We start from the raw sequence: 22,121 nt of genomic DNA on the forward strand, positions 1-22,121 counted from the left end.
GACCGACGTGTTCCGCTTCTTCGCCGGCGCCTGCCGCATGATGCAAGGCTCCGCCACCGGCGAATACCTGCCCGCCCACACCTCGATGATCCGCCATGACCCGGTGGTTCTGCGGCACCTGTTCGCGAAGACTCCGCTCAGGTCTCGATGATCACCTTCAGTGCCTTGTTCTCCGCCGCCTTGCCGAAGGTTTCATAGGCCTGGAGGATATCGGCGAGCGCGAAACGGTGGGTGATCAGTTGCTCCGGCTGGAGCTTGCCGGCCTGCACGCTCTTGAGCAGCATCGGCGTGGTCACCGCATCCACCAGGCGCGTACGCAGCGTGATGTTGTGCGACCACAGGCGCTCCAGGTGGAACTCGACCGGCGCACCGTGGACGCCGAGGACCGCGATGTCGCCGCCGGGCGCGATGATGTTCTCGCACAGGGTGAAGGTCGCCGGCACGCCCACCGCTTCCACCGCGCTGTCCACCCCCAGCCCGTCGGTCAGCGCCATGACCTTGTCGACCAGTTGCGCATCGCCCGCATTCAGGCATTCGCTGGCGCCGAACTGGCGGGCGACCGCCAGGCGGTTGTCGTCGAGGTCGATCATGATGATCTTCGCCGGCGAATAGAACTGCGCGGTCAGCAGCGCCGCCAGGCCCACCGGACCGGCCCCGACGATCGCCACGCTACCGCCGGGCTGCACCCGCCCGTTGAGCACGCCGCATTCGAAGCCGGTGGGCAGGATATCGCTGAGCATCACCATCGCTTCCTCCGCGACGCCCGCGGGAATCGGGTAGAGGCTGGTATCGGCGTGGGGGATGCGGACCTTCTCGGCCTGGGTCCCGTCGATCAGGTGGCCGAGAATCCAGCCGCCGGTGCGGCAGTGCGAAGACATGCCCCGGCGACAGAAATCGCACTTGCCGCAGGAACTGATGCAGGAAATCAGGACACGGTCGCCGACCTTGAACTGGCTGACGCCGGCGCCAACCTGCTCGACGATGCCGACGCCCTCGTGGCCGAGAATCCGCCCCGGCTTACAGGCCGGTACATGGCCCTTGATGATGTGCAGGTCGGTGCCGCACAGCGTGGTCTTGACGACCCGCACGACGGCATCTCCCGGCGCCTGGATCTGCGGGTCGGGACGTTCCTCCAGGGCGATGTCGCCGACACCGCGGTATATCAGCGCTTTCATGGTCGAGCTCCTTTGCGGGATGACTCGACAAGGCTAGGCGCACCGCGCGGGCCAGGAGGTGATTCCGGTCAAAGGGGGCGGTCCGGCAGCTCGGTGATGTGGATTTCCGTCACCAGCGCCGGCTTGGTCAGCGGCGTGCGTGACAGCAGCGGGCAGAAGCGCGCCAGGGTACCGATCAGCTCCCACTGGGTATCCAGCGACTTCGACAGCACATCCACATCCGCCAGCAACCGCTGACCCACGCGCTGCAAGTGCGGATCGGGGCTATGGCCAAGCTCCACCGACAACTGGGTGATCAACAGGCTGAGGTTGGTCATGTTGCGGGTGGCCAGGGCAAGGATATTCGCCAGCAGGGCGATTTCGGATTGCGGGATGACGGCGGGCGTGGCGGATGCGTCCATGCGGGCTCCGGTGGGTAATTTGCGCAGTCCTTGCGCGAGCACGACAAGCCTAGCATCAGAATGCCATTGTGCGGCACACATCACATTTCAATTATTTTCATGACCCAAAGGTCACGCGGGGCTGGCCCGCGTGACCCGGTCATCCATCAGACCTGCCCGAACGCCTTGCGCTGCGGCGTACCGCGCTGCGCCGCGCGCAGGTATTGCGGCGGCCACGGCACGGGCTGGCCGCCCAGTTCATCGGCGGCATGCAGCGGCCAGTAGGGGTCGCGCAGCAGTTCGCGGGCCAGCAGGATCAGGTCGGCCTGGCCGGTGCGCAGGATGTGCTCGGCCTGCACCGGCTCGGTGATCATGCCGACAGTGCCGCTGGCCACCCCGGCCTCCTTGCGCACGCGCTCGGCGAACTGCGTCTGGTAGCCCGGCCCCACCGGAATCTCGGCGTTCACCGCGGTGCCGCCGGAGGACACGTCCACCAGGTCCACACCCAGGTCCTTCAGGCGGCGCGCCAGCTCCACGGTTTCATCGGGGTTCCAGCCATCCTCCACCCAATCGGTGGCGGATAGGCGGACGAACAGCGGCAGCTCCTGCGGCCAGACTGCGCGCACGGCCTCGGTGACCTCCAGGAGGAAACGGATGCGGTTCTCGAAGCAGGTGCCGTACTGGTCGCGGCGCTGGTTGGACAAGGGCGAAAGGAACTGATGCAGCAGATAGCCGTGGGCCGCATGCACCTCGGCGATCTTGAAGCCGGCGGCCAGGGCGCGCTCGGCGCCGCGCACGAACTGCTGCTTGATGGTCGCGATCTGCTCCTCGCTCAGGGCTATGGGTGTGGTGTGTTGCGGGTCGAACGCGATGGCCGACGGCGCCACCGGGATCCAGCCGCCTTCGCTGACCGGCGCCGAACCGTGCTTGCCCAGCCACGGCGCCCAGGTGCTGGCCTTGCGCCCCGCGTGGGCGAGCTGCACACCGGCTACCGCGCCCTGGGATTCGAGGAAGCGGGTGATGCGACGCAGCGGCTCAATCTGTTCGTCATTCCAGATACCCAGGTCTTCGGCACTGATCCGCCCTTCCGGGGCGACGGCCGTGGCTTCGACGATCACCAGCCCGGCGCCCCCCACGGCGCGGCTGCCCAGGTGAACCAGGTGCCAGTCGTTGGCCAGCCCGTCCTGGGCCGAGTACTGGCACATGGGCGAAACGGCGATGCGGTTGGGCAGGGTCAGCTGGCGCAGGGTCAAGGGCTCGAACAACTGGCTCATGGCGGAACTCCCTCTGGTCTTCAGTTCTTGTCCTACAACTGTAGACCGGGTTCGCCGGGCAATGCGGGTAATCGTCGCCCGAGCGCCTGGTTCAGCCGTCCGCCAACGCCGCTTCCCGGGCCGGCACGGTGCCGTCGAACGCGGGGTCGAGGCTGTAGCGCTTGCGCTCGTCGCGCACCAGCATGCCGCTCTGGTGCAGGCGGCGCAGGCTCTGGCTGACGCAGTCGAAGGTGATCGACGGACCGGGGCCCTGCAGATGCGCATGCAGCTCGGCGGCGGTGCTGCTGCCCAGCGTTGCGAGGGCGTCGAGCAGCTTCAGGCGCGGCAGGCTGCAACGCAGGCCGGCCTGTTCCAGCAACTGGCGGGAGCGGCGTTGGGTACGGCGGGCGGAAAGCTCGGCGACGACCGTCATGGACGCACCTCCGTCCGGGCGGCGGGTACGGATTCGCAGCAAGGGGAAACAGGCATTCGGGCCTCCGTTCTTGTCGTCCTGTCCGTGCCTCACCCAATGGGAGCGGCACGGACTCTTACTAACAAGACGAATGAGCGGGGCAAAATCTGCAAAAGGATTTCGCGTCGACAGGTTTCCCTCGCCGCCTCGACGCTCCGGCTCAGCTCGCCGGGTCGCCGGCTTCCGGCGAGATCAGCCGAGCCGGCACATGCCCCTGGCTATTGCGCGCCAGCAGGTAGTAGACCAGCGCCGGCAACACCAGGCCGACCAGCCAGGAGATGTCCACACCACCCAGCGTCTCCACCAGCGGGCCGGCGTAGAAGCCGCTGTCGATGAAGGGCATCTGCACCAGCACGCCGAAGCAATAGACGCCGATACCGGTCCAGTTCCAGCGGCCATAGCGACCATCTGGGTCGGACAGCGCCGGGATGTCGTAGCGTTCGCGGGTGATGCAGTAGTAGTCCACCAGGTTGATCGCGCTCCAGGGGGTAAAGAACGCCAGCAGGAACAGCAGGAACGACTTGAACGCGGCGAGGAAGGAATGCTGCCCGGCCAGCGCCAGGCCGGTGGACAGGCCGACGATCAGCAGCACGAACAGCAGGCGCTGCAGCCGCGTCACCTCCAGGTGGCCGCGGAAGCCGCTGATGATGGTGGCGATGCACATGAAGCTGCCGTAGGCGTTGAGCGTGGCGATGGTGACCTTGCCGAAGGCGACGCTGAAGAACAGCGCGGCGGCCAGCATGCCGCTGGCGCCCAGGCCGACCACATAGGCCACCGGCTGGCCGGAGAAGGCCTTGCCGGCCAGCGCCGCGGCAAACACGCCGAGCACCATCGAGGTCTGCGAGCCGATCACCGAGCCCAGACCCACGGCGAGGAAGGTCTTCGGCGACGAGGTCTGGCTGGGTAGGTAGCGCGAGTAGTCGGCGACATAGGGACCGAAGGCGATCTGCCAGGACGCTGCCAGCGAGACCGCCAGCAGGAAAGTGTTCCAGGCGAAGTGGCGGTTCTCCAGCAGCCTGCCGATGTCGTTGACCGACAGCAGACGCACGAACAGGTAGGCGAAAGCGACGATACCCAGCACGCTGGCAGCCTTGCCCAGCCAGTGGATCACTCGGTAGCCGCAGACCGTCACCACCACGATGACCGCCGCGAAGACCAGGATGCCTAGGGTGTCGCTGACATGCGCCAACTGGCCGATGGCCTGGCCGGCCAGCACCGTCCCGGTGGCATTGAAGCCGACGTACATCACGCACACCAGCACCAGCGGGATGACCGCGCCGAACACGCCGAACTGCACGCGGCTGGAAATCATCTGCGGCAGCCCCAGCTTGGGCCCCTGAGCACCATGCAGGGCCATGACCACGCCACCGAAGACCTGTCCGATGAGCAGGCCGATCAGCGACCAGAACACGTCGCCGCCCAGCACCACGGCCAGGGCGCCGGTGACGATCGCGGTGATCTGCAGGTTGCAGCCGAACCACAGGGTGAACTGGCTGAACAGCCGGCCATGCCGCTCGGATTCGGGGATGTAGTCGATGGAACGGGTTTCGATCAGGGACTTACCAGCCATGAGGCTTTCTCCTCGCGCACGGCCGCTCACCCGGCCGCGCTGTTGTTGTTATGCACAGCGTTTCCTGATTCGCCGGGGCGGCCAGCACGGCCGCCCCGTACCTGCCGTCAATGGCGGGCGGCATCCAGCACGGCGCGGGAGATGATGATCTTCTGCACCTCGGAGGTTCCCTCGAAGATCCGCAGGATCCGCGCATCGCGCACGAAACGCTCCAGCGGCAGGTCGCGGATGTAGCCGTAGCCGCCATGCAGTTGCAGCGCGGCGTCGGTGATGAAGCCGCAGGCCTCGGCGGCGAACAGCTTGGCGGTGGCCGATTCCAGGCTGAAGCGCTCGCCGCTGTCGCGCCGCGCCGCCGCCTGCTGGGTCAGCAGGCGCGCCGCTTCGAACTGCGCGTACATGTCGGCGATGCGCCACTGGGTGCCCTGGTAGGCGGACAGCGGCTTGGGCCCGATCTGCCGTTCGTCCACCCACTTCAGCGCGTATTCCAGGGCTGCGCGGGCGATCCCCAGGGACATGGCGGCGACTTCCACGCGGCCACGGTCGAGCACTTCCATAGCGGTACGGAAACCCTGGTTCTCCTGCCCCAACAGCGCCTCGGCGGGCAGCCAGCAATCCAGCGCCAGCTCGTAGATGGTGCTGCCGCGCAGACCCATGGTTTTTTCCGGGTTGGCGAAGGTGACGCCGGCGGTGCCCTTGGGAATCATGAAGGCGCTGATGCCACGGGCGCCGGCTTCCGCATCGGTCTTGGCGTAGAGGACGATGAAGTCGGCTTCGCGAGCGTTGGTGATGTAGTGCTTGCTGCCACGGATACGCCACCCCCCCTCCTCGCGCATGGCGCGGGTACGCATGTCCGCCGGGTTGGAACCGGCTGCCGGCTCGGTCAGGCCGAAGGCCCCCAACAGTTCGCCGGAGGCGCAGCGTGGCAGCCATTCCTGGCGCTGCTCCTCGCTGCCGCCGATGAGGATCGAGTCAGTGGCGAGGAAGTGCGCGGTGAGTGCCGAGGCTGTGGAGGCACAGGCGGCGGACACCGCTTCGACCACCCGGCTCATGGCCAGGCTGCCGATGCCGAAGCCGCCATAGGTCTCCGGCAGGTTGATCCCCATGAAGCCCAGTTCGCCCAGGGCCTGCAGGCTTTCCGCGCAGAAGCTCTCCTCTTCGTCGTAGCGTTGCGCGTTGGCGGCCAGGACGTCGCGGCAGACGCGTTCGGCCGAGTCGACGATGGCCAGTTCGGTGGCGTCGATTGCAAAGTTCATTGGACAGCTCCAGCACGGTTGTCGAGGCCGAACACGGCATTGGCTTCGCCCAGGCGAGGCGCGCGCGTGGCGGCATGGGGCTTGCGCCCGTTGAAGTAGACAGGTTGCGGCACCAGCGGCGGCTGGCCGTCGCCCGGTTGCACGAGCAGTTGGCGCACCTGTGCCTGCTCGCTGCCGGTGGCCTCGGCGAGGTTCCACACTGGCGACGCCGGCACCCCGGCATCCAGCAGCAGGTCGCAGGCGTCCTCGACGCTACGCGCGCCGGTCCAGCGCTCGATCTCGGCGCGCAAGGCCTGTTCGTTGCAGGTGCGCGACGGGTCGTCGGCGAAACGCGGATCCTCCGCCAGTTCGGCGCGGCCGATGCTTTCGCAGAAGCGCCGGAACAGCTTGTCGCTGGCCACCGCGATCACCACCAGGCCATCGGCGGCGCGGTAGGTATCGAAGGGCGTGGACACCGGGTGGCGGTTGCCCACCAGCCCCGGCGCCCGGCCGTGGGCGAACAGGTTGGACAGGCCGGTCATCTGCAGGCTGACCAGCACGTCGAACATGGCGACATCGATGTACTGCGCGCTGCTGCCCTGGTGCTCGCGGGCGAACAGCGCGCTGCTGATCGCCCAGGCCGCGTAGATGCCGGCGCACAGGTCGCCCAACGCCTCGCCGCTGCGGGTCGGACCGGTTTCGGGGAAACCGCTGACGCTCATCAGCCCGGACATCGCCTGCGCGACGATGTCATAGGCCGGGCGGCGCGATAGCGGGCCGTTCTGGCCGAAGCCGGAGATGCTCGCGTAGATCAGCCTGGGGTTGTGCCGCTTGAGGCTGTCGAAGTCGATGCCCAGGCGCTGGGTGACGCCGGGACGGAAGTTCTCCACCACCACGTCGGCGTCGGCCACCATCCGGTAGAAGCGCTGCAGGTCGTCGGGCGCCTTGAAGTCCAGTTCGACGCTGCGCTTGCCGCGGTTGATCAGGCCGAAGTAGACGCTCTCGCCGTCCTTGAACGGGCCGAGGTGACGACTGTCGTCGCCGTGCCCCGGCACTTCGAACTTGATCACCTCGGCGCCGAGGTCGGCGAGCATGGCGGTGCAGTGCGGGCCGGCCAGCACCCGGCTGAGGTCCAGCACACGCACGCCCATCAGCGGTTGTGGGGTCGGCAGTTCAGTCACGTTGCTCATGGTTCGGCCCTCAGCCGGTGATCATCGGCAGGTTCAGGCCCTGCTCCCTGGCGCAGTCGATGGCGATCTGGTAGCCGGCGTCGGCATGGCGCATCACGCCGGTGCCCGGGTCGTTGGTCAGCACGCGGGCGATGCGCGCCGCCGCTTCGTCGGTGCCGTCGCAGACGATCACCATCCCCGAGTGCTGGGAGAAGCCCATGCCCACCCCGCCGCCGTGGTGCAGCGAAACCCAGGTGGCGCCGCTGGCGGTGTTCAGAAGGGCGTTGAGCAGCGGCCAGTCGGACACGGCGTCGGAGCCGTCGCGCATGGCTTCGGTCTCGCGGTTCGGGCTGGACACCGAGCCGGAGTCCAGGTGGTCGCGGCCGATCACGATCGGGGCCTTCAGCTCGCCGCTACGCACCATCTCGTTGAACGCCAGGCCCAGCTTGGCGCGCTGGCCCAGGCCGACCCAGCAGATGCGTGCCGGCAGGCCCTGGAAGCTGATGCGCTCCTTGGCCATGTCCAGCCAATTGTGCAGGTGGGCGTCATCAGGGATCAGCTCCTTGACCTTGGCGTCGGTCTTGTAGATGTCCTCGGCATCGCCCGACAGCGCGGCCCAGCGGAACGGACCGACGCCACGGCAGAACAGCGGGCGGATGTAGGCCGGGACGAAGCCGGGGAAGTCGAAGGCGTTGTCCACGCCCTCTTCCTTGGCCATCTGGCGGATGTTGTTGCCGTAGTCGAAGGTCGGGATGCCCTGCTTCTGGAACTCCAGCATGGCTTTGACGTGCACGGCCATGGACTGCTTGGCGGCCTTGACCACGGCGGCCGGTTCGGTCTGTGCGCGGTCGCGGTACTGCTCCCAGGTCCAGCCGGCCGGCAGGTAGCCGTTGAGCGGGTCGTGGGCGGAGGTCTGGTCGGTGACCATGTCCGGGCGCACGCCGCGCTTGAGCAGTTCCGGGAGGATTTCCGCGGCGTTGCCCAGCAGGGCAATGGAGATGGCCTTGCCTTCGGCGGTGTATTTGGCGATGCGCGCCAGGGCGTCGTCGAGGTCCTTGGCCTGCTCGTCGACGTAACGGCTGGCAAGGCGGAAGTCGATGCGGCTCTGCTGGCATTCGATATTCAGCGAGCAGGCGCCGGCCAGGGTCGCGGCCAGCGGCTGGGCGCCGCCCATGCCGCCCAGGCCGGCGGTGAGCACCCAGCGGCCCTTGAGGTTGCCGTCGTAGTGCTGGCGGCCGGCTTCGACGAAGGTTTCGTAGGTGCCCTGGACGATGCCCTGGCTGCCGATGTAGATCCACGAGCCGGCGGTCATCTGGCCGTACATGGCCAGGCCCTTGGCATCCAGTTCGTTGAAGTGTTCCCAGTTGGCCCAGTGCGGCACCAGGTTGGAATTGGCGATCAGCACGCGCGGGGCGTTGGCGTGGGTCTTGAACACGCCGACCGGCTTGCCGGACTGCACCAGCAGGGTTTCGTCGTCATTCAGTTCCTTGAGGGTGGCGACGATCTTGTCGTAGCACTCCCAGTTGCGCGCGGCGCGGCCGATGCCGCCGTACACCACCAGTTCCTTCGGGTTCTCGGCGACTTCCGGGTCGAGGTTGTTCATCAGCATGCGCAGCGGCGCTTCGGTCAGCCAGCTCTTGGCGCTGCGTTGGGTGCCGCGCGGGGCACGGATTTCGGTATCGCGGTAACGGCCGGTGGAGCTCATCGGGTCTTCCTCACTTGCGGGTGGTGGCGCCAGGGGTTCACCGGAGGTCATTCCGGCGTGGCGAAAACGGGTATGCAGAAACGTCTTGGTCATCTGCTGTTACCTGATAGGTATATAGCCTTATATCAACCTGTATATACAAGACAATGCAAAGTGAAGGCCAGATGGCGCCGGTGCTCCGCGGGGGCCGTTCGGAAATTGGAATAAGATCTTTTATTTCAAATAGATAAGATCGCCGCGAAATGTCCGAGTGGAAGATTCACGGCCTGCCGGATGCGAACGAACCAGCGAGAAGGAAAGGTGAAAAAGTAACAACCTGGTGCGCGAGGGTAACAAAGCGGTGCATCCGGAGCGGACATTCCGCCCCGGAGAGACGACGGAACGGCTACTGCCCGAAGCGGCCTTCGAGACGATAACGCGACCCCGGATAGACCAACCGCGCCGCCCCCACCTGCCCCTTCGCAGACCAGGTACGCCGGCGAATCAGCAGACAGGCATCGCCGCGCTTGATGCGCAGCAGCTTGCAGTCCGCAGCCTCGGCATTGATCGCCTCGACCACGTGCTCGCCCTCGGTGAGCGGCGCCAGTTGGATCAGGTAGGCGTAGGGCGTGATGCGGGTGAAGTCCTGCTGCAGATACTCGGGCGCCACTTCGGCGTTGACGAAGCGTTCCTCCAGTTGCACCGGCACGTCGTTCTCGTAATGCACCACCACCGAGTGGAAGATACGGCTGACGTTCTCCAGCTCGAACGGCATGGACAGATCCGCGCCCTCGGGGAGCGGTTCGAGCAGCACCACTTCGCAACGGTGCTCGTGACCGCGGGCGGTGATCTCCTCGGCGATATTGTGGATCTCGAAGAGTGCGGCATGGCCCTTCTGCTCGGCGACGAAGGTACCGACGCCCTGCAGGCGCACCAGCACGCCCTCGATGGTCAGCTCGCGCAGCGCACGGTTGATGGTCATCCGGCTCACCCCCAGCAGGGCGAACAGTTCGCTCTCCGAGGGCAGCTTGGAGTTGGGCTTCCACACGCCGTTGCGGATCTGCTGCAGGATGATTTCCTTGACCCGCGCATACAGGGGCGCCGGGGTTTCCAGCGCGAAGGCGGCCAGGGAGGAATGATCTTGTGACACGGCAGCTCCTGAATCGGCGGGTGGCGGGCTAGGCGCCAGTTTACCCGCCACCGTGCCTGCCGCCTACGCGCCGTAGCCGCGTAGTTGCGTAGCCGAATCACCGGCCTACGCGCCAGCGTTATCCGCCAGCAGGGAGCCGGCGGATAACCTGTTCCAGGTTATTCGCCCTACTGTCTGCCGAGACCGACTGTAGGGAACCTCCAAAAACCGGCCGTTCCCATTAAAATCTGAGTCCCCGAACCACAGGACTGCCAGCGCATGCTAAGCCTATTTGCCGACCAGGAACGCGAAGCGAAACTCGACAGCTTGGGTGATCCGCTGGCACTGCTGAACAAGCATGTCGACTTCCGCCTCATGGCCGAGGAGATCGACCGCTGGGTTCCTCGCCCGAGTCGCGCCAAAGGCGGTAGGCCTCCGTACCCGACAGAGCTCATGACGCGCCTGCTGGTCTTGCAGCAGTTGTTCAACTTGTCCGACGAGCAGATGGAGTTTCAGCTACTCGACCGCATGAGCTTTCAGCGTTTTGCCGGGCTGAAGAACACCGCGCGTATGCCGGATCGCAATACGATCTGGAATTTCCGTGAGCGGCTCGTTCAGGCCAAGGTCGAGCATCTGATCTTTGATGAAGTGCAGCGCCAACTGCAGCTCAACGGCTTCAACGCCCGCGAAGGACAGATCATCGATGCCAGCATCGTCCGCGCTCCAACCCAGCACAACACGGCTGAAGAACAGGAATTCGTGAAGCAGCGAGCAGCCCCCGTCGAGTGGAAACCAGCCAAGCGCCGGCAAAAGGATGTCGAGGCGCGCTGGACAAAGAAGCACGGCAAATCGTACTTCGGCTACAAGCTGTCGGTCAGCGTGGATCGCCGGCACAAGCTGATCCGCAACGTGCGGGTGAGCGATGCCAGCGAGGCCGACACGCTTCATTTGATCGATGTGCTGGATCGGGGTAACAGCAGCCGGGGCTTCTGGGCTGACCGTGGCTATCACGACAAGCCACGCGAACGCTGGCTCAAGCTCAATGGATGGCGCCCGCACATTCAGCGCAAAGGGCAAGCCGGCAAGCCGATCACAGAGCGGGACAAGGCACGCAACAAGCGCATCGCCAGCCCACGCGCTCGGGTTGAGCACATATTTGCCAGCCTGGCACAGATGGGCGGCAAGACGATCCGCAGCATCGGGATGGCACGCGCGCAGTTTGGTTTGACGATCAAATCAGCGGTGTACAACCTGAAAAGGATGTCGAGCCTGCTGGAGATGGCGTGAGGAGGACAACAGGCCGGCGTCTTCGGCCTGCATTGCACCCGTTGCGATAAGTGTCAGGCCTGAACTTTTGCCGCCAGTCACTTCCACACGCCTTGCATTCAGCTCAAAAACTGGGTTTTTAGAGGTGCCCTGTAGGAGCGAGCTTGCTCGCGAACCCGCCCGAGCAACGGCACAACCGGCGAGCCTGTTCGCGAGCAATAACGATGGCGTCCCCCTCGCTCCTACGAAAGGCTCGATCCTACGAAATACTGGCGAGGACTAGCGCGGCGCGATATGCGCCACCATCAACTGCACCGTCTCGTTGCCACGGAACTCGTTGACGTCCAGCTTGTAGGCCACTTCCGCCCAGCGCACGGTGGGATTGGGCCAGACCTCGCGGTCGATGTTGAAGGCGATGGCATCCAACTGCAGCGAGCCGCATTCGGTCTTGAGCACCAGCTTCAAGTGACGCTCGCCGACGACGCGCTGCTGGACGACCTGGAACACGCCGTGGAACAGCGGTTCGGGGAAATGCTGGCCCCAGGGACCGGCCTGGCGGATCGCCCGCGCCAGCTCCAGGTGGAACTCCTCGGCGCCGAGCTGGCCGTCGGAGAGCAGGCGTCCGGTGAGATCGTCCTCGTCCAGTTGGCGGCGCACCTCGGCGTCGAAGGCGGCGGCGAAGGCGCCGAAGTTTTCCTGCGGCAGCGACAGGCCGGCGGCCATCGCATGGCCGCCGAACTTGCTGATCAGCCCCGGATGGCGGGCGGCCACGGCGTCCAGCGCATCGCGGATGTGGAAGCCCGGCACCGAGCGCGCCGACCCCTTCAGGCTGCCGTCGCCGGCATCGGCGAAGGCGATGGTCGGGCGGTGGTAACGTTCCTTCAGGCGCGAGGCGAGGATGCCGATCACCCCCTGGTGCCATTCGGCGTCGAACAGACACAGGCCGAAGGGCATCTCCTCCATCGGCAGTTCCTTGAGCTGGGCCAGCGCCTCGCGCTGCATGCCCTGCTCGATGGCCTTGCGGTCCTGGTTGAGCGCATCGAGCTGCACCGCCATGTCGCGGGCCAGGGCCTCGTCCTCGCAGAGCAGCAGTTCGATGCCGAGGGACATGTCGTCCAGGCGCCCGGCGGCGTTCAGGCGCGGGCCGAGGATGAAGCCCAGGTCCGTGGAGGTGATGCGGCGGCCATCGCGCCCGGCCACTTCCAGCAACGCCCGCAGGCCCGGCCGGGCACGGCCGGCGCGGATGCGCGCCAGGCCCTGGTGCACCAGGATGCGGTTGTTGGCGTCCAGCGGCACCACGTCGGCGACACTGCCCAGGGACACCAGGTCGAGCAGTTCGGCGAGGTTCGGCTCAGCGATGCCGCGCGCGGCGAACCAGCCGCGCTCACGCAGGCGCGCGCGCAGGGCGAGCATCACGTAGAAGATCACGCCGACACCGGCCATCGCCTTGCTGGGAAATTCACAGCCGGGCTGGTTCGGATTGACGATGGCGTCGGCGGCGGGCAGTTCCGGTCCCGGCAGGTGGTGGTCGGTGACCAGCACGCGCAAGCCGGCGGCCTTGGCGGCGGCGACGCCGTCGATGCTGGAAATGCCGTTGTCCACGGTGACCAGCAGGTCCGGGCGCTTTTCCAGCGCCACGGCGACGATTTCCGGGGTCAGGCCGTAGCCGTATTCGAAGCGATTGGGCACCAGGTAATCGACCCAGGTCGCGCCGAGCATGCGCAGCGCCAGCACGCCGACGCTGCTGGCGGTGGCGCCGTCGGCGTCGAAATCACCGACGTAGAGAATCCGCTGGCCCTTCTCCAGCGCATCGACCAGCAGTTCCACCGCCGCGTCCACGCCCTTGAGCTGCTGGTAGGGAATCAGTCGCGCCAACCCCTTGTCCAGCTCGGCGGCGCTCTGCACGCCACGGGCGGCGTAGAGACGGGTCAGCAGCGGCGGCAGGTCGCCCAGGTCGGGCAGGGTTGGCGGGAGGGGGCGGGATTCGATGCGCATGGGTGTTCCAGTTGTACGTGTCTGAATTTCGCCCGGAGCTTGCGAGCTAGAGCCGGGCAAGGCGGCGGCAGGCTTGGGCGGCGGAGTTTGCTGCAGCAAATGAGCACGCCCGAGCCTGTCGCCAACGCAGCCCGGCCGACACGCAGCAGCTCCGGATCAGCGTTCGCCCATCAGCCATTCAACCTGGAGTTCATGCTGGCCGCGCTCGTCGGTCACGAAGAGGGTCCCTTCGCTGATCATCACGGTCCAGTTGATCGAGCGCGGCAGGTCGCGGGAGATTTCCTCCAGCGGCTCCTGGGGCATGGCGACGACGTTGAGGTTCTTCAGGTGGCGCACGCTGTCGAGCACCTTGGTGGTCCACACGCGCAGGTTGCCGTAGGCGACCAGGGTCAGCTTCTCGCAGCGACGCGAGCACCAGGTCAGGCGGTCGGCGTCGGGCTGGCCGACTTCGATCCAGTGCAGCACGCGGTCGTCCAGGCTCTTTTCCCAGAGCGATGGCTCTTCCACGTCCGACAGGCCGCGACCGAACGCCAGCTGCTCGTTGTACCAGATGACGTAGGCGAGCAGGCGCACCGCCAGGCGCTCCTCGGTTTCCGAGGGATGGCGGGCGACGGTGAAGCGCAGGGTCTCGTAGACCCCACGGTCGAGGTCGGTCAGGCTGATATCGGCTTTGTAGGGCGTGGCGGACAGGGCCATGAGGGTTCCCGGCGATTTTTCGAAGGCGGCAAGTCTACCGCGAAAGCACCGGCTCGGTTGATCAAGTACGCGGGCGTCGGTCGGTTCCCGGCTCCGGCGCGGCCAGTTCGATGCGGTTGCGGCCCTTGGCCTTGGCGGCATAGAGCGCCTGGTCGGCCAGCGACAAGAGGCGCAGCAGGTCATGCCCGGCCTCGCGGGTGGTGGCGATGCCGATGCTGACGCTGAGCTGGCCCTCGGCCATGAACGGCAGCTCGGCGAACTCCCGGCGCACCCGCTCGGCCACCTGGCAGGCACCCTCGGTATCGGCGGCCACCAGCAGGCAGGCGAACTCCTCTCCGCCGATGCGGGCGAACTGGTCCTGCTTGCGCATGCGCGAGGCGGTGATGCGGCTGAACTCCACCAGCACGCGGTCGCCGGCAGGGTGGCCGTAGGAGTCGTTGAGACGCTTGAAGTTGTCCAGGTCGCAGAGCAGCAACGATGCCTGCTCGCCCCGCTCGGCGCACAGCCGCAGCAGGCGCTCGCCGGTCTCCATGAAGGCGCGGCGGTTACCCACGCCGGTCAGCGGATCGCTCAGGGCGGCGCTGCGGAACTGCAGTTCGGCGCGCTCCCTGACCATCGCCAGGGTGGCGAAGGCGATACCGATGGCGAACAGCATGGTTTCGAAGACCAGCAGGGTGAAGAAGGTCGATCCCTGGCCGTTGCTGGTCACGCTCTGGAATGGCATGCCACGGTCGACCGCCAGGCGCACCGCGTAGGTACCGGTATGGAAGAGCATCAGCGCCAGGATCGGACGCAGCTCCACCTCCAGTTTGTGGCGGCTGCGCCACAGTTCGCCGATGCCGGCCAGGCAGTAGACGAGGATGATCGCCGTATTGGCGAAAACCCGTGCCGCCAGGGATTCGTAGAACGCCGGGATCAGGCAGAGCAGCGCCCAGAATGCGGCCCCGGCGCCGATCAGCGGCCAGTGCGGCTTGCGTCCGGCGAACACGCGCAGGGCGGTCCAGCTCAGCGCCGAACTGAGGTACAGGACGATGTTGCCCAGCAGGATCGGCACCAGGTCGATGTTCATCCCCCGCAGGGTGCCGAGGACGGTACCGAGCGCGCCCAGCAGCAGCGCGGCGCTCATGTAGCCGAGGGTCGGTTCGCGACGGCCGCTGTGCCAGGCGAACGCCATCAGCACGCCGACCAGGGTCAGCACATAAAGGTCGACGACGATCAGCGTCGGCAAATACAACGTCATGCAGCCCCCTCGCCGTCGGCCTGCGCGCATCCGCCGGGGAGCGCCACAAGAGCATCGGGCTGTCTTGAAGAAGAGGAGCACATGACGAAGTACCTGCCCGAAACCAGGCGAGCTGAAGATGGAAACGCACTCGAATGCAACTACTCTACGCGCGCCCGCCGCCTGCGCAAAGCACCGATGGCGGACGGCCGGCCCGGCGGCCTGTTCGAACGCCCACGTGGGCGGTAAAGTCCGCCGACCACCCGCCGAACGGACCGACCGATGAACACCACAACCAAACCCCTCGCCGGCCTCAAAGTGATCGAGCTTGGCACGCTGATCGCCGGTCCCTTCGCCTCGCGCCTGTGCGCGGAATTCGGCGCCGAGGTGATCAAGGTCGAATCGCCCGACGGCGGCGACCCGCTGCGCAAGTGGCGCAAGCTCTACGAAGGCACCTCGCTGTGGTGGTTCGTGCAGGCCCGCAACAAGCGTTCGCTGACCCTCAACCTCAAGCACGAGGCCGGGCGCGACGTGCTGAAGAAGCTGCTGGCCGAGGCGGATATCCTGATCGAGAACTTCCGCCCCGGCGTGCTGGAAAAACTCGGCCTGGGCTGGGACGTGATTCACGCGCTGAATCCCCGTCTGGTGATGGTGCGCCTCTCCGGCTTCGGCCAGAGCGGCCCCTACAAGGACCAGCCGGGCTTCGGCGCGGTGGGCGAGTCGATGGGCGGGCTGCGCTACATCACCGGCTTCGAGGACCGCCCGCCGGTGCGCACCGGCATCTCCATCGGCGACTCCATCGCCGCGCTGTGGGGCGTGATCGGCGCATTGATGGCGCTGCGCCACCGCGAGATCAATGGCGGACAGGGGCAGGTGGTGGACGTGGCGCTGTATGAAGCGGTGTTCGCCATGATGGAATCGATGGTGCCGGAGTTCGATGTGTTCGGCTTCATCCGCGAGCGCACCGGCAACATCATGCCCGGCATCACGCCCTCCTCCGTGCACACCAGCGCCGACGGCAAGCACGTGCAGATCGCCGCCAACGGCGACGCGATCTTCCGCCGCTTCATGCTCGCCATCGGCCGCACCGACCTGGCGGATGACCCGCAACTGGCGGACAACGCCGGGCGCGACCAGCGCCGCGACGAGCTGTACGGGGTGATCGACCGCTGGGCCCGCTCGGAGCCCCTGGACAGCGTGCTGAAGGTACTGGGCGAAGCCGAAGTGCCAGCCAGCCGCATCTACTCCGCCGAGGATATGTTCGCCGACCCGCAGTTCCTCGCCCGCGAGATGTTCCTCTCGGCCAAGCTGCCGGACGGCAAGCCCTTCCGCATGCCGGGCATCGTGCCCAAGCTCTCCGACACGCCTGGCTCGGCGGACTGGATCGGGCCGGGGCTGGGCGAGCATACCGATGAGGTGCTGGGCGGGCTGGGGTATGACGCGGCGGCTATTGCGGTGATGCGGCAACAGGGGGCTGTGTAACTGTGCAGGGCGCTATCCGCCATCTCGGTTGGAGCAGGAATGCCGCCCCCCAAAGCATCGCAGCCAAGGTCCGCTACTACAAAAGCACGCCCCTGTAGCTGCAGGCCAGTAACGCAAACGCCGCCCCAGGGGCGGCGTTTTAACTTGCGCAGAGCAGGAAAACTCACGTCCCGTAGCTGAGCACCTGGGCACGCTGCCGCAGGGCGACGATGACATCGTCCTCCATCCGCCCTTCCTGGATCAGCAGATCGCGGCGAACCGACCGGACCGCATCCTCGCGCTGATGCTCGTCCGCCAGTTGCTGGCCGTCGATCACCCGGCGCAACACGATATCGCCCTCGTCGTTGGTCAGGGTCAGGATACGGCCGCCATCAGGGCGTGCCGGACCCAGGGAGGGGATGTAGGGAGCGAAGGTCTCGGTCAGCAGCACGCTTAGCCGGTCCATGTCATATCTCCTTGTTGCGAAATGAAAAACCTGAAGAAAAGACATCGCTATCGGCGATTAAGTTCGTCCTGCTTAGTACCGTTGGTCCATAAAGCGGTAACGGCCGCCCATGAAAAAGCCCGCCATGAAGGCGGGCCTTTTCATCGATCCGTCACGGATCAGAGCGGCTTGCCACGGTTACCGTGGGCGCTGACGAAGGCCTGGACCTTGGCCAGTTCGTTCGGCAGCACAGTGCAACGCTCTTCGCGCTGGAACAGGTCGGCCAGATGCGCCGGCAGCGCCGGAACGGTCTCGATGCCGGCCTTCTCCACCGCTTCCGGGAACTTCACCGGATGCGCGGTGCCCAGGGTGACCATCGGCACCGCCAGGCTGCGGCGGCACTCGCGAGCGGCGCGCACGCCGATGGCGGTGTGCGGGTCCAGCAGCTCGCCACACTCGGCATAGACCTCGGCGATAGTCTCGCAGGTCTGCTCGTCATCCACGGCCAGCGAATCGAACAGGCGGCGGGCTTCGGTCCAGCGGTCATCCTCGACGGCCAGCTTGCCGGTGGCCTTGAAGTTGTCCATCAGCTCGGCGACGGCCTTGCCGTTGCGGCCGTGCAGGTCGAACAGCAGGCGCTCGAAGTTGGACGAGACCATGATGTCCATGGACGGCGACAGCGACGCGTGCAGGGTGTCCTTGTCGTAGCGGTTGCCGGACATGAAGCGGTGCAGGATGTCGTTGCGGTTGGTCGCGACGATCAGCTGGCTGACCGGCAGGCCCATGTTGCGCGCCAGGTAGCCGGCGAAGATGTCGCCGAAGTTGCCGGTCGGCACCGAGAAGGCAATCGAACGGGCCGGCGCACCGAGCTGCAGGGCAGCGTGGAAGTAGTAGACGATCTGGGCCATGATCCGCGCCCAGTTGATCGAGTTGACCGCCACCAGACGGATGCCCTTCAGGAAGCCCTGGTCGGCGAAGCTGGCCTTGACCATTTCCTGGCAGTCATCGAAGTTGCCTTCGATGGCGATGTTGTGGATGTTCTCGCCAAGGATGGTGGTCATCTGCCGGCGCTGCACCTCGGACACACGGTTGTGCGGGTGCATGATGAAGATGTCGACGTTCTCGCAGGCCTTGCAGCCTTCGATGGCGGCGGAGCCGGTGTCGCCGGAGGTGGCGCCCATGATCACCACGCGCTCGCCGCGCTTGGTCAGCACGTGGTCGAGCAGGCGGCCGAGCAGTTGCAGGGCGAAGTCCTTGAAGGCCAGGGTCGGGCCGTGGAACAGCTCCAGCACCCACTCGTTGCCGTTGAGCTGGCGCAGCGGCGCCACGGCGTTGAGGGCGAAGACGCCGTAGGTCTCTTCGAGGATCTTCTTGAAGTCGGCGTCGGAGATGCTGCCGGCGACGAACGGGCGCATCACGCGGAAGGCCAGCTCGTGGTACGGCAGGCCGGCCCAGGAGGCGATTTCCTCGACGGTGAAGCGCGGCAGGTTTTCCGGCACGTAGAGGCCGCCGTCGCTGGCCAGGCCGGCGAGCAGGACGTCTTCGAAGTTCAGCGCGGGCGCCTGGCCGCGGGTACTGATGTAACGCATGGTGTGAAACCTTCGGGTTGGCGGCGGGCGCTACAGGCTACCCGCCGCGATCGATTCAGTTCAGTTGTTCGACGCGGATGCGTACGACGTTGCCGACCACGTCATCCAGCGCTTCCAGCGCGGCGATCGCTTCGATGATGCGGGACTCGAGCACGCGGTGGGTAACCAGGATCATCGGCACCAGGCCATCATGCTCTTCGACTTCCATCTGCATGATCGACTCGATGTTGATGCCGCGCTCGGAGAGGATGGTCGCCACCTGGGCCAGTACGCCCGGATGGTCCTTGGCCTGGATGCGCAGGTAGTAGGCGCTTTCGCAGGCGTCGATCGGCAGGATCGGGTGGTCGGAGAGCGAGTCCGGCTGGAAGGCCAGGTGCGGCACGCGGTTCTCCGGGTCGGCGGTCATGGCGCGAACCACGTCCACCAGGTCGGCGACCACCGAGGAAGCGGTGGGCTCCATGCCGGCACCCGCGCCGTAGAACAGCGTGGAGCCTGCGGCATCGCCGTTGACCATGACCGCGTTCATCACGCCATTGACGTTGGCGATCAGGCGGTCGGCCGGGATCAGGGTCGGGTGTACGCGCAGCTCGATACCCTTGTCGGTACGGCGGGCGACGCCCAGGTGCTTGATGCGGTAGCCCAGGGCCTCGGCGTAGTTCACGTCGGCGGTGGTCAGCTGGGTGATGCCTTCGGTGTAGGCCTTGTCGAACTGCAGCGGAATGCCGAAGGCGATGGACGCCAGGATGGTCAGCTTGTGCGCGGCGTCGATGCCTTCCACGTCGAAGGTCGGATCGGCTTCGGCGTAGCCCAGCGCCTGGGCTTCCTTGAGCACGTCGGCGAAGGCGCGGCCTTTCTCGCGCATTTCGGTGAGGATGAAGTTGCCGGTGCCGTTGATGATGCCGGCCAGCCAGTTGATGCGATTGCCGGCCAGGCCCTCGCGGATCGCCTTGATCACCGGGATGCCGCCGGCCACGGCGGCCTCGAAGGCGACGATGACGCCCTTCTCGCGCGCCTTGGCGAAGATCTCGTTGCCGTGCACGGCGATCAGCGCCTTGTTGGCGGTGACCACGTGCTTGCCGTTCTCAATGGCCTTGAGCACCAGTTCGTGGGCCAGGGTGTAGCCACCGATCAGCTCGATGACCACGTCGATTTCCGGGTTGTTCGCCACGTCGAAGATGTCGGCAGTAATGGGGGTACTGCCGGTTTCACACTTCGGATTGGGGCGACGGGCGGCAATCTGCGCAACCTCGATACCACGCCCGGCACGGCGGGCAATCTCCTCGGCGTTGCGTTTGAGTACATTGAAGGTACCGCCACCGACGGTCCCCAACCCACAGATTCCCACTTTCACCGGATTCACGCTGAAACTCCCCATGATTACAGCAGCACAGTGCCTGACGCAGCGTGCCCGCAACGAGGCGGGCACGGTGGGCAGGCACCAGGATCGAACCAGGCCCGGGCCCGGTTCATTGTCAAAAGGAACCGCACATTACGAAGCGGTTCTTTATTAGTCAATCAAAGCGCAGCCCGCGGCTTACTTGGCCTCCAGGGCCAGCTTGGCGATCTGGCCGGCCGGCTGGTAACCCGGCAGCATCTGGCCATTGGCCAGGATGATTGCCGGGGTGCCCTGCACGCCGACCATCTGGCCCAGCTCCAGCTGCTTGTTCACCGGGTTGTCGCACTTGGCGGCCTTCACTTCCTTCTCGTGGAACATGTCGGTCATCGCCGCCTGGCGATCCTTCGAGCACCACACGGCCTGAAGCTGCTGGTCACCCTGCGAGTTCGGGCCCTGGCGCGGGAAGGCCAGGTAGCGCACTTCGATGCCGCGCTTCTGCAGTTCCGGCACTTCGGCATGCAGCTTCTGGCAGTACGGGCAGGTGGTGTCGGTGAAGACGGTGATGTGCGCCTTGGTCTCGCCCTTGGCCGGGAACACCACCATGTCGGCGGTCGGGATGCCGTTGATGGTCTTGGCCACGCCCGCGCTTTCGGCTTCCTCGGTCAGGTTGGTCGGCTTGCCGTCCTTCACCTGGTAGATGTTGCCCTGGACGACGAACTGGCCATCGGCACTGGCATAGAGCACGCGGCCGCCCTTGAGCTGCACCTGATAGATGCCCTCGAGAGGACTCTTGGCGATGGCTTCGATGGGCAGGTCGGGCTGCAGGGATTGCAGGGTGGCGCGGATTGCCTGGTCCGGCTCGGCGGCCAGGGCAAGGGTGCTGACGAGGCCGAAGGCCGCACCAGCCAGAAGTCGGGACAAACGCATGGAAAACTCCTGAGGTCAGTCGGCGAAGACTATCACACCGGGCTGGTGAGGCCGAACCAAAGGCTGTAGCAGGAAGCTTCGGCGGCTCTTCTGTAGGAGCGAGCTTGCTCGCGAACCGCACCACCCGGAAAGATTTGGTGAAATGCGTTCGCGAGCAAGCTCGCTCCTACAGTGTCAGCTCAGCCGCGGGGGTGATGCTGTGCGTGCAGGTCCTGCAGGCGCGCCCGGGCGATGTGGGTGTAGATCTGCGTGGTGGACAGGTCACTGTGCCCCAGCAGCATCTGTACCACCCGCAGGTCCGCTCCGTGGTTGAGCAGATGAGTGGCGAACGCATGGCGCAGGGTGTGCGGCGACAGGCTCTTGCCGATGCCGGCTACCTTCGCGTGCAGCTTGATGCGGTGCCAGAAGGTCTGCCGGGTCATCTGTTCGCCGCGCAGGCTGGGAAACAGCACGTCGCTGGGGCGGCCGCCCAGCAGGTCCGTGCGCGCCTCGCGCACGTAGCGCTCGATCCAGCGGATCGCCTCCTCGCCCAGCGGCACCAGCCGTTCCTTGCTGCCCTTGCCCATGACACGCACCACGCCCTGGCGCAGGTTGACCTGCTCCAGGGTCAGCCCGACCAGCTCGCTGACCCGCAGCCCACAGGCGTAGAGCACCTCCAGCATGGTGCGGTCGCGCAGGCCGAGCGGATCGTCGGTTTCCGGCGCCGCCAGCAACGCTTCGACGTCGGCCTCCGAGAGCGATTTGGGCAGGGGTTTGCCCAGTTGTGGCAGTTCCACCAGCAACGTCGGATCCTCGTCGATCAGCCCTTCCCGCAGGCAATAGCGGTAGAAGCCCCGCAACCCCGAGAGGAAGCGCGCGGTGGAGCGCGCCTTGTAGCCCTCCCCCAGACGCCAGGCCAGGTGGTCGAGGATCACCTCGCGCCCCGCCGCCTCCAGCGCCACCCCGCGCTCGTCGAGCCAGCCGTTGAACAGCGCCAGGTCGCTGCCGTAGGCGCTGCGGGTGTTGTCGGAAAGCCCCTTTTCCAGCCAGAGGGCATCCAGGAAACGATCGATCAGTAAATGTGAAACCGGCATCATGTCAGCTATATCGATAGGGGAAGCGTGGAACTAGTCTTCCACACCCC

At 66.1% G+C, this 22,121-nt stretch carries 21 protein-coding genes; 4 read left to right on the forward strand and 17 right to left on the reverse strand.

The window, feature by feature from the left end:
• Positions 1-7 precede the first annotated feature (7 nt).
• Positions 8-151: a hypothetical protein gene (locus tag ACYCAX_RS12755; RefSeq protein WP_294979382.1), complete on the forward strand. Its 144-nt coding sequence runs from the start codon at positions 8-10 to the stop codon at positions 149-151.
• Here the strand turns inward: ACYCAX_RS12755 and ACYCAX_RS12760 are convergent.
• The 9 genes from ACYCAX_RS12760 to hutC form a co-directional block, all read right to left on the reverse strand.
• Positions 138-1,175 (reverse strand): zinc-dependent alcohol dehydrogenase family protein, encoded by a 1,038-nt coding sequence (locus ACYCAX_RS12760; protein ID WP_015478431.1) that lies wholly within the window; start codon positions 1,173-1,175, stop codon positions 138-140. The two genes, ACYCAX_RS12755 and ACYCAX_RS12760, sit on opposite strands and share 14 nt — an antisense overlap.
• A 68-nt stretch (positions 1,176-1,243) precedes the next feature.
• Positions 1,244-1,576, reverse strand: coding sequence for a hypothetical protein (locus tag ACYCAX_RS12765; RefSeq protein ID WP_460248155.1), 333 nt, complete (start codon positions 1,574-1,576; stop codon positions 1,244-1,246).
• A 146-nt stretch (positions 1,577-1,722) separates the two neighbouring features.
• On the reverse strand, positions 1,723-2,829 hold the full coding sequence (locus ACYCAX_RS12770; RefSeq protein ID WP_015478433.1) for an NADH:flavin oxidoreductase/NADH oxidase: 1,107 nt from the start codon (positions 2,827-2,829) through the stop codon (positions 1,723-1,725).
• Between the two features lie 91 nt (positions 2,830-2,920).
• Positions 2,921-3,241, reverse strand: a complete 321-nt coding sequence (locus ACYCAX_RS12775; RefSeq protein WP_015478434.1) for a transcriptional repressor — start codon at positions 3,239-3,241, stop codon at positions 2,921-2,923.
• A 199-nt stretch (positions 3,242-3,440) separates the two neighbouring features.
• Entirely contained in the window at positions 3,441-4,850 is a 1,410-nt protein-coding gene (locus ACYCAX_RS12780; RefSeq protein WP_460248156.1) for a purine-cytosine permease family protein, read from the reverse strand.
• A 107-nt stretch (positions 4,851-4,957) separates the two neighbouring features.
• Positions 4,958-6,103, reverse strand: a complete 1,146-nt coding sequence (locus tag ACYCAX_RS12785; RefSeq protein ID WP_460248157.1) for an acyl-CoA dehydrogenase family protein — start codon at positions 6,101-6,103, stop codon at positions 4,958-4,960.
• Positions 6,100-7,272: a CaiB/BaiF CoA transferase family protein gene (locus tag ACYCAX_RS12790; protein ID WP_460248158.1), complete on the reverse strand. Its 1,173-nt coding sequence runs from the start codon at positions 7,270-7,272 to the stop codon at positions 6,100-6,102. The genes ACYCAX_RS12785 and ACYCAX_RS12790 overlap by 4 nt, the downstream gene beginning before the upstream one ends.
• Before the next feature lie 10 nt (positions 7,273-7,282).
• A complete protein-coding gene (gene hutU / locus ACYCAX_RS12795) occupies positions 7,283-8,956 on the reverse strand; it encodes a urocanate hydratase (protein ID WP_460248172.1) in 1,674 nt (557 codons plus the stop codon).
• 385 nt (positions 8,957-9,341) lie between these two features.
• Positions 9,342-10,085, reverse strand: a complete 744-nt coding sequence (gene hutC / locus ACYCAX_RS12800; RefSeq protein WP_015478439.1) for a histidine utilization repressor — start codon at positions 10,083-10,085, stop codon at positions 9,342-9,344.
• A gap of 258 nt (positions 10,086-10,343) precedes the next feature.
• On the opposite strand from hutC, the gene ACYCAX_RS12805 reads away from it, so the two are divergent.
• A complete protein-coding gene (locus ACYCAX_RS12805) occupies positions 10,344-11,351 on the forward strand; it encodes an IS5 family transposase (protein WP_460248159.1) in 1,008 nt (335 codons plus the stop codon).
• Between the two features lie 258 nt (positions 11,352-11,609).
• Here ACYCAX_RS12805 and recJ read toward each other — a convergent pair whose 3' ends face one another.
• The 3 genes from recJ to ACYCAX_RS12820 all read right to left on the reverse strand — a co-directional run bounded on the left by recJ (position 11,610) and on the right by ACYCAX_RS12820 (position 15,261).
• A complete protein-coding gene (gene recJ / locus ACYCAX_RS12810; protein ID WP_460248160.1) occupies positions 11,610-13,325 on the reverse strand; it encodes a single-stranded-DNA-specific exonuclease RecJ in 1,716 nt (571 codons plus the stop codon).
• Between the two features lie 156 nt (positions 13,326-13,481).
• Positions 13,482-14,021 carry a YaeQ family protein gene (locus ACYCAX_RS12815; RefSeq protein ID WP_460248161.1) on the reverse strand — a complete coding sequence of 180 codons (540 nt, stop codon included), beginning with the start codon at positions 14,019-14,021 and terminating at the stop codon, positions 13,482-13,484.
• A 61-nt stretch (positions 14,022-14,082) separates the two neighbouring features.
• On the reverse strand, positions 14,083-15,261 hold the full coding sequence (locus ACYCAX_RS12820) for a GGDEF domain-containing protein (RefSeq protein WP_460248162.1): 1,179 nt from the start codon (positions 15,259-15,261) through the stop codon (positions 14,083-14,085).
• Between the two features lie 81 nt (positions 15,262-15,342).
• On the opposite strand from ACYCAX_RS12820, the gene ACYCAX_RS12825 reads away from it, so the two are divergent.
• Both ACYCAX_RS12825 and ACYCAX_RS12830 read left to right on the forward strand, forming a co-directional pair.
• Positions 15,343-15,489, forward strand: coding sequence for a hypothetical protein (locus ACYCAX_RS12825; protein ID WP_157883338.1), 147 nt, complete (start codon positions 15,343-15,345; stop codon positions 15,487-15,489).
• 33 nt (positions 15,490-15,522) lie between these two features.
• A complete protein-coding gene (locus ACYCAX_RS12830) occupies positions 15,523-16,722 on the forward strand; it encodes a CaiB/BaiF CoA transferase family protein (RefSeq protein ID WP_015478443.1) in 1,200 nt (399 codons plus the stop codon).
• 163 nt (positions 16,723-16,885) lie between these two features.
• Here ACYCAX_RS12830 and ACYCAX_RS12835 read toward each other — a convergent pair whose 3' ends face one another.
• The 5 genes from ACYCAX_RS12835 to xerD all read right to left on the reverse strand — a co-directional run bounded on the left by ACYCAX_RS12835 (position 16,886) and on the right by xerD (position 22,074).
• A complete protein-coding gene (locus tag ACYCAX_RS12835; RefSeq protein ID WP_460248163.1) occupies positions 16,886-17,167 on the reverse strand; it encodes a DUF3509 domain-containing protein in 282 nt (93 codons plus the stop codon).
• Positions 17,168-17,325: 158 nt separating this feature from the next.
• Positions 17,326-18,735 (reverse strand): threonine synthase, encoded by a 1,410-nt coding sequence (gene thrC / locus ACYCAX_RS12840; protein WP_460248164.1) that lies wholly within the window; start codon positions 18,733-18,735, stop codon positions 17,326-17,328.
• 55 nt (positions 18,736-18,790) lie between these two features.
• The gene (locus ACYCAX_RS12845; protein WP_460248165.1) at positions 18,791-20,095 is read right to left on the reverse strand and encodes a homoserine dehydrogenase; all 1,305 of its coding nucleotides are present in this window, start codon (positions 20,093-20,095) and stop codon (positions 18,791-18,793) included.
• 174 nt (positions 20,096-20,269) lie between these two features.
• Positions 20,270-20,998 carry a DsbC family protein gene (locus ACYCAX_RS12850; RefSeq protein ID WP_015478447.1) on the reverse strand — a complete coding sequence of 243 codons (729 nt, stop codon included), beginning with the start codon at positions 20,996-20,998 and terminating at the stop codon, positions 20,270-20,272.
• Between the two features lie 179 nt (positions 20,999-21,177).
• Positions 21,178-22,074 (reverse strand): site-specific tyrosine recombinase XerD, encoded by an 897-nt coding sequence (gene xerD / locus ACYCAX_RS12855; RefSeq protein ID WP_460248166.1) that lies wholly within the window; start codon positions 22,072-22,074, stop codon positions 21,178-21,180.
• Positions 22,075-22,121: the final 47 nt, after the last annotated feature.

It is taken from the genome of Pseudomonas sp. MT3 (assembly GCF_054720805.1).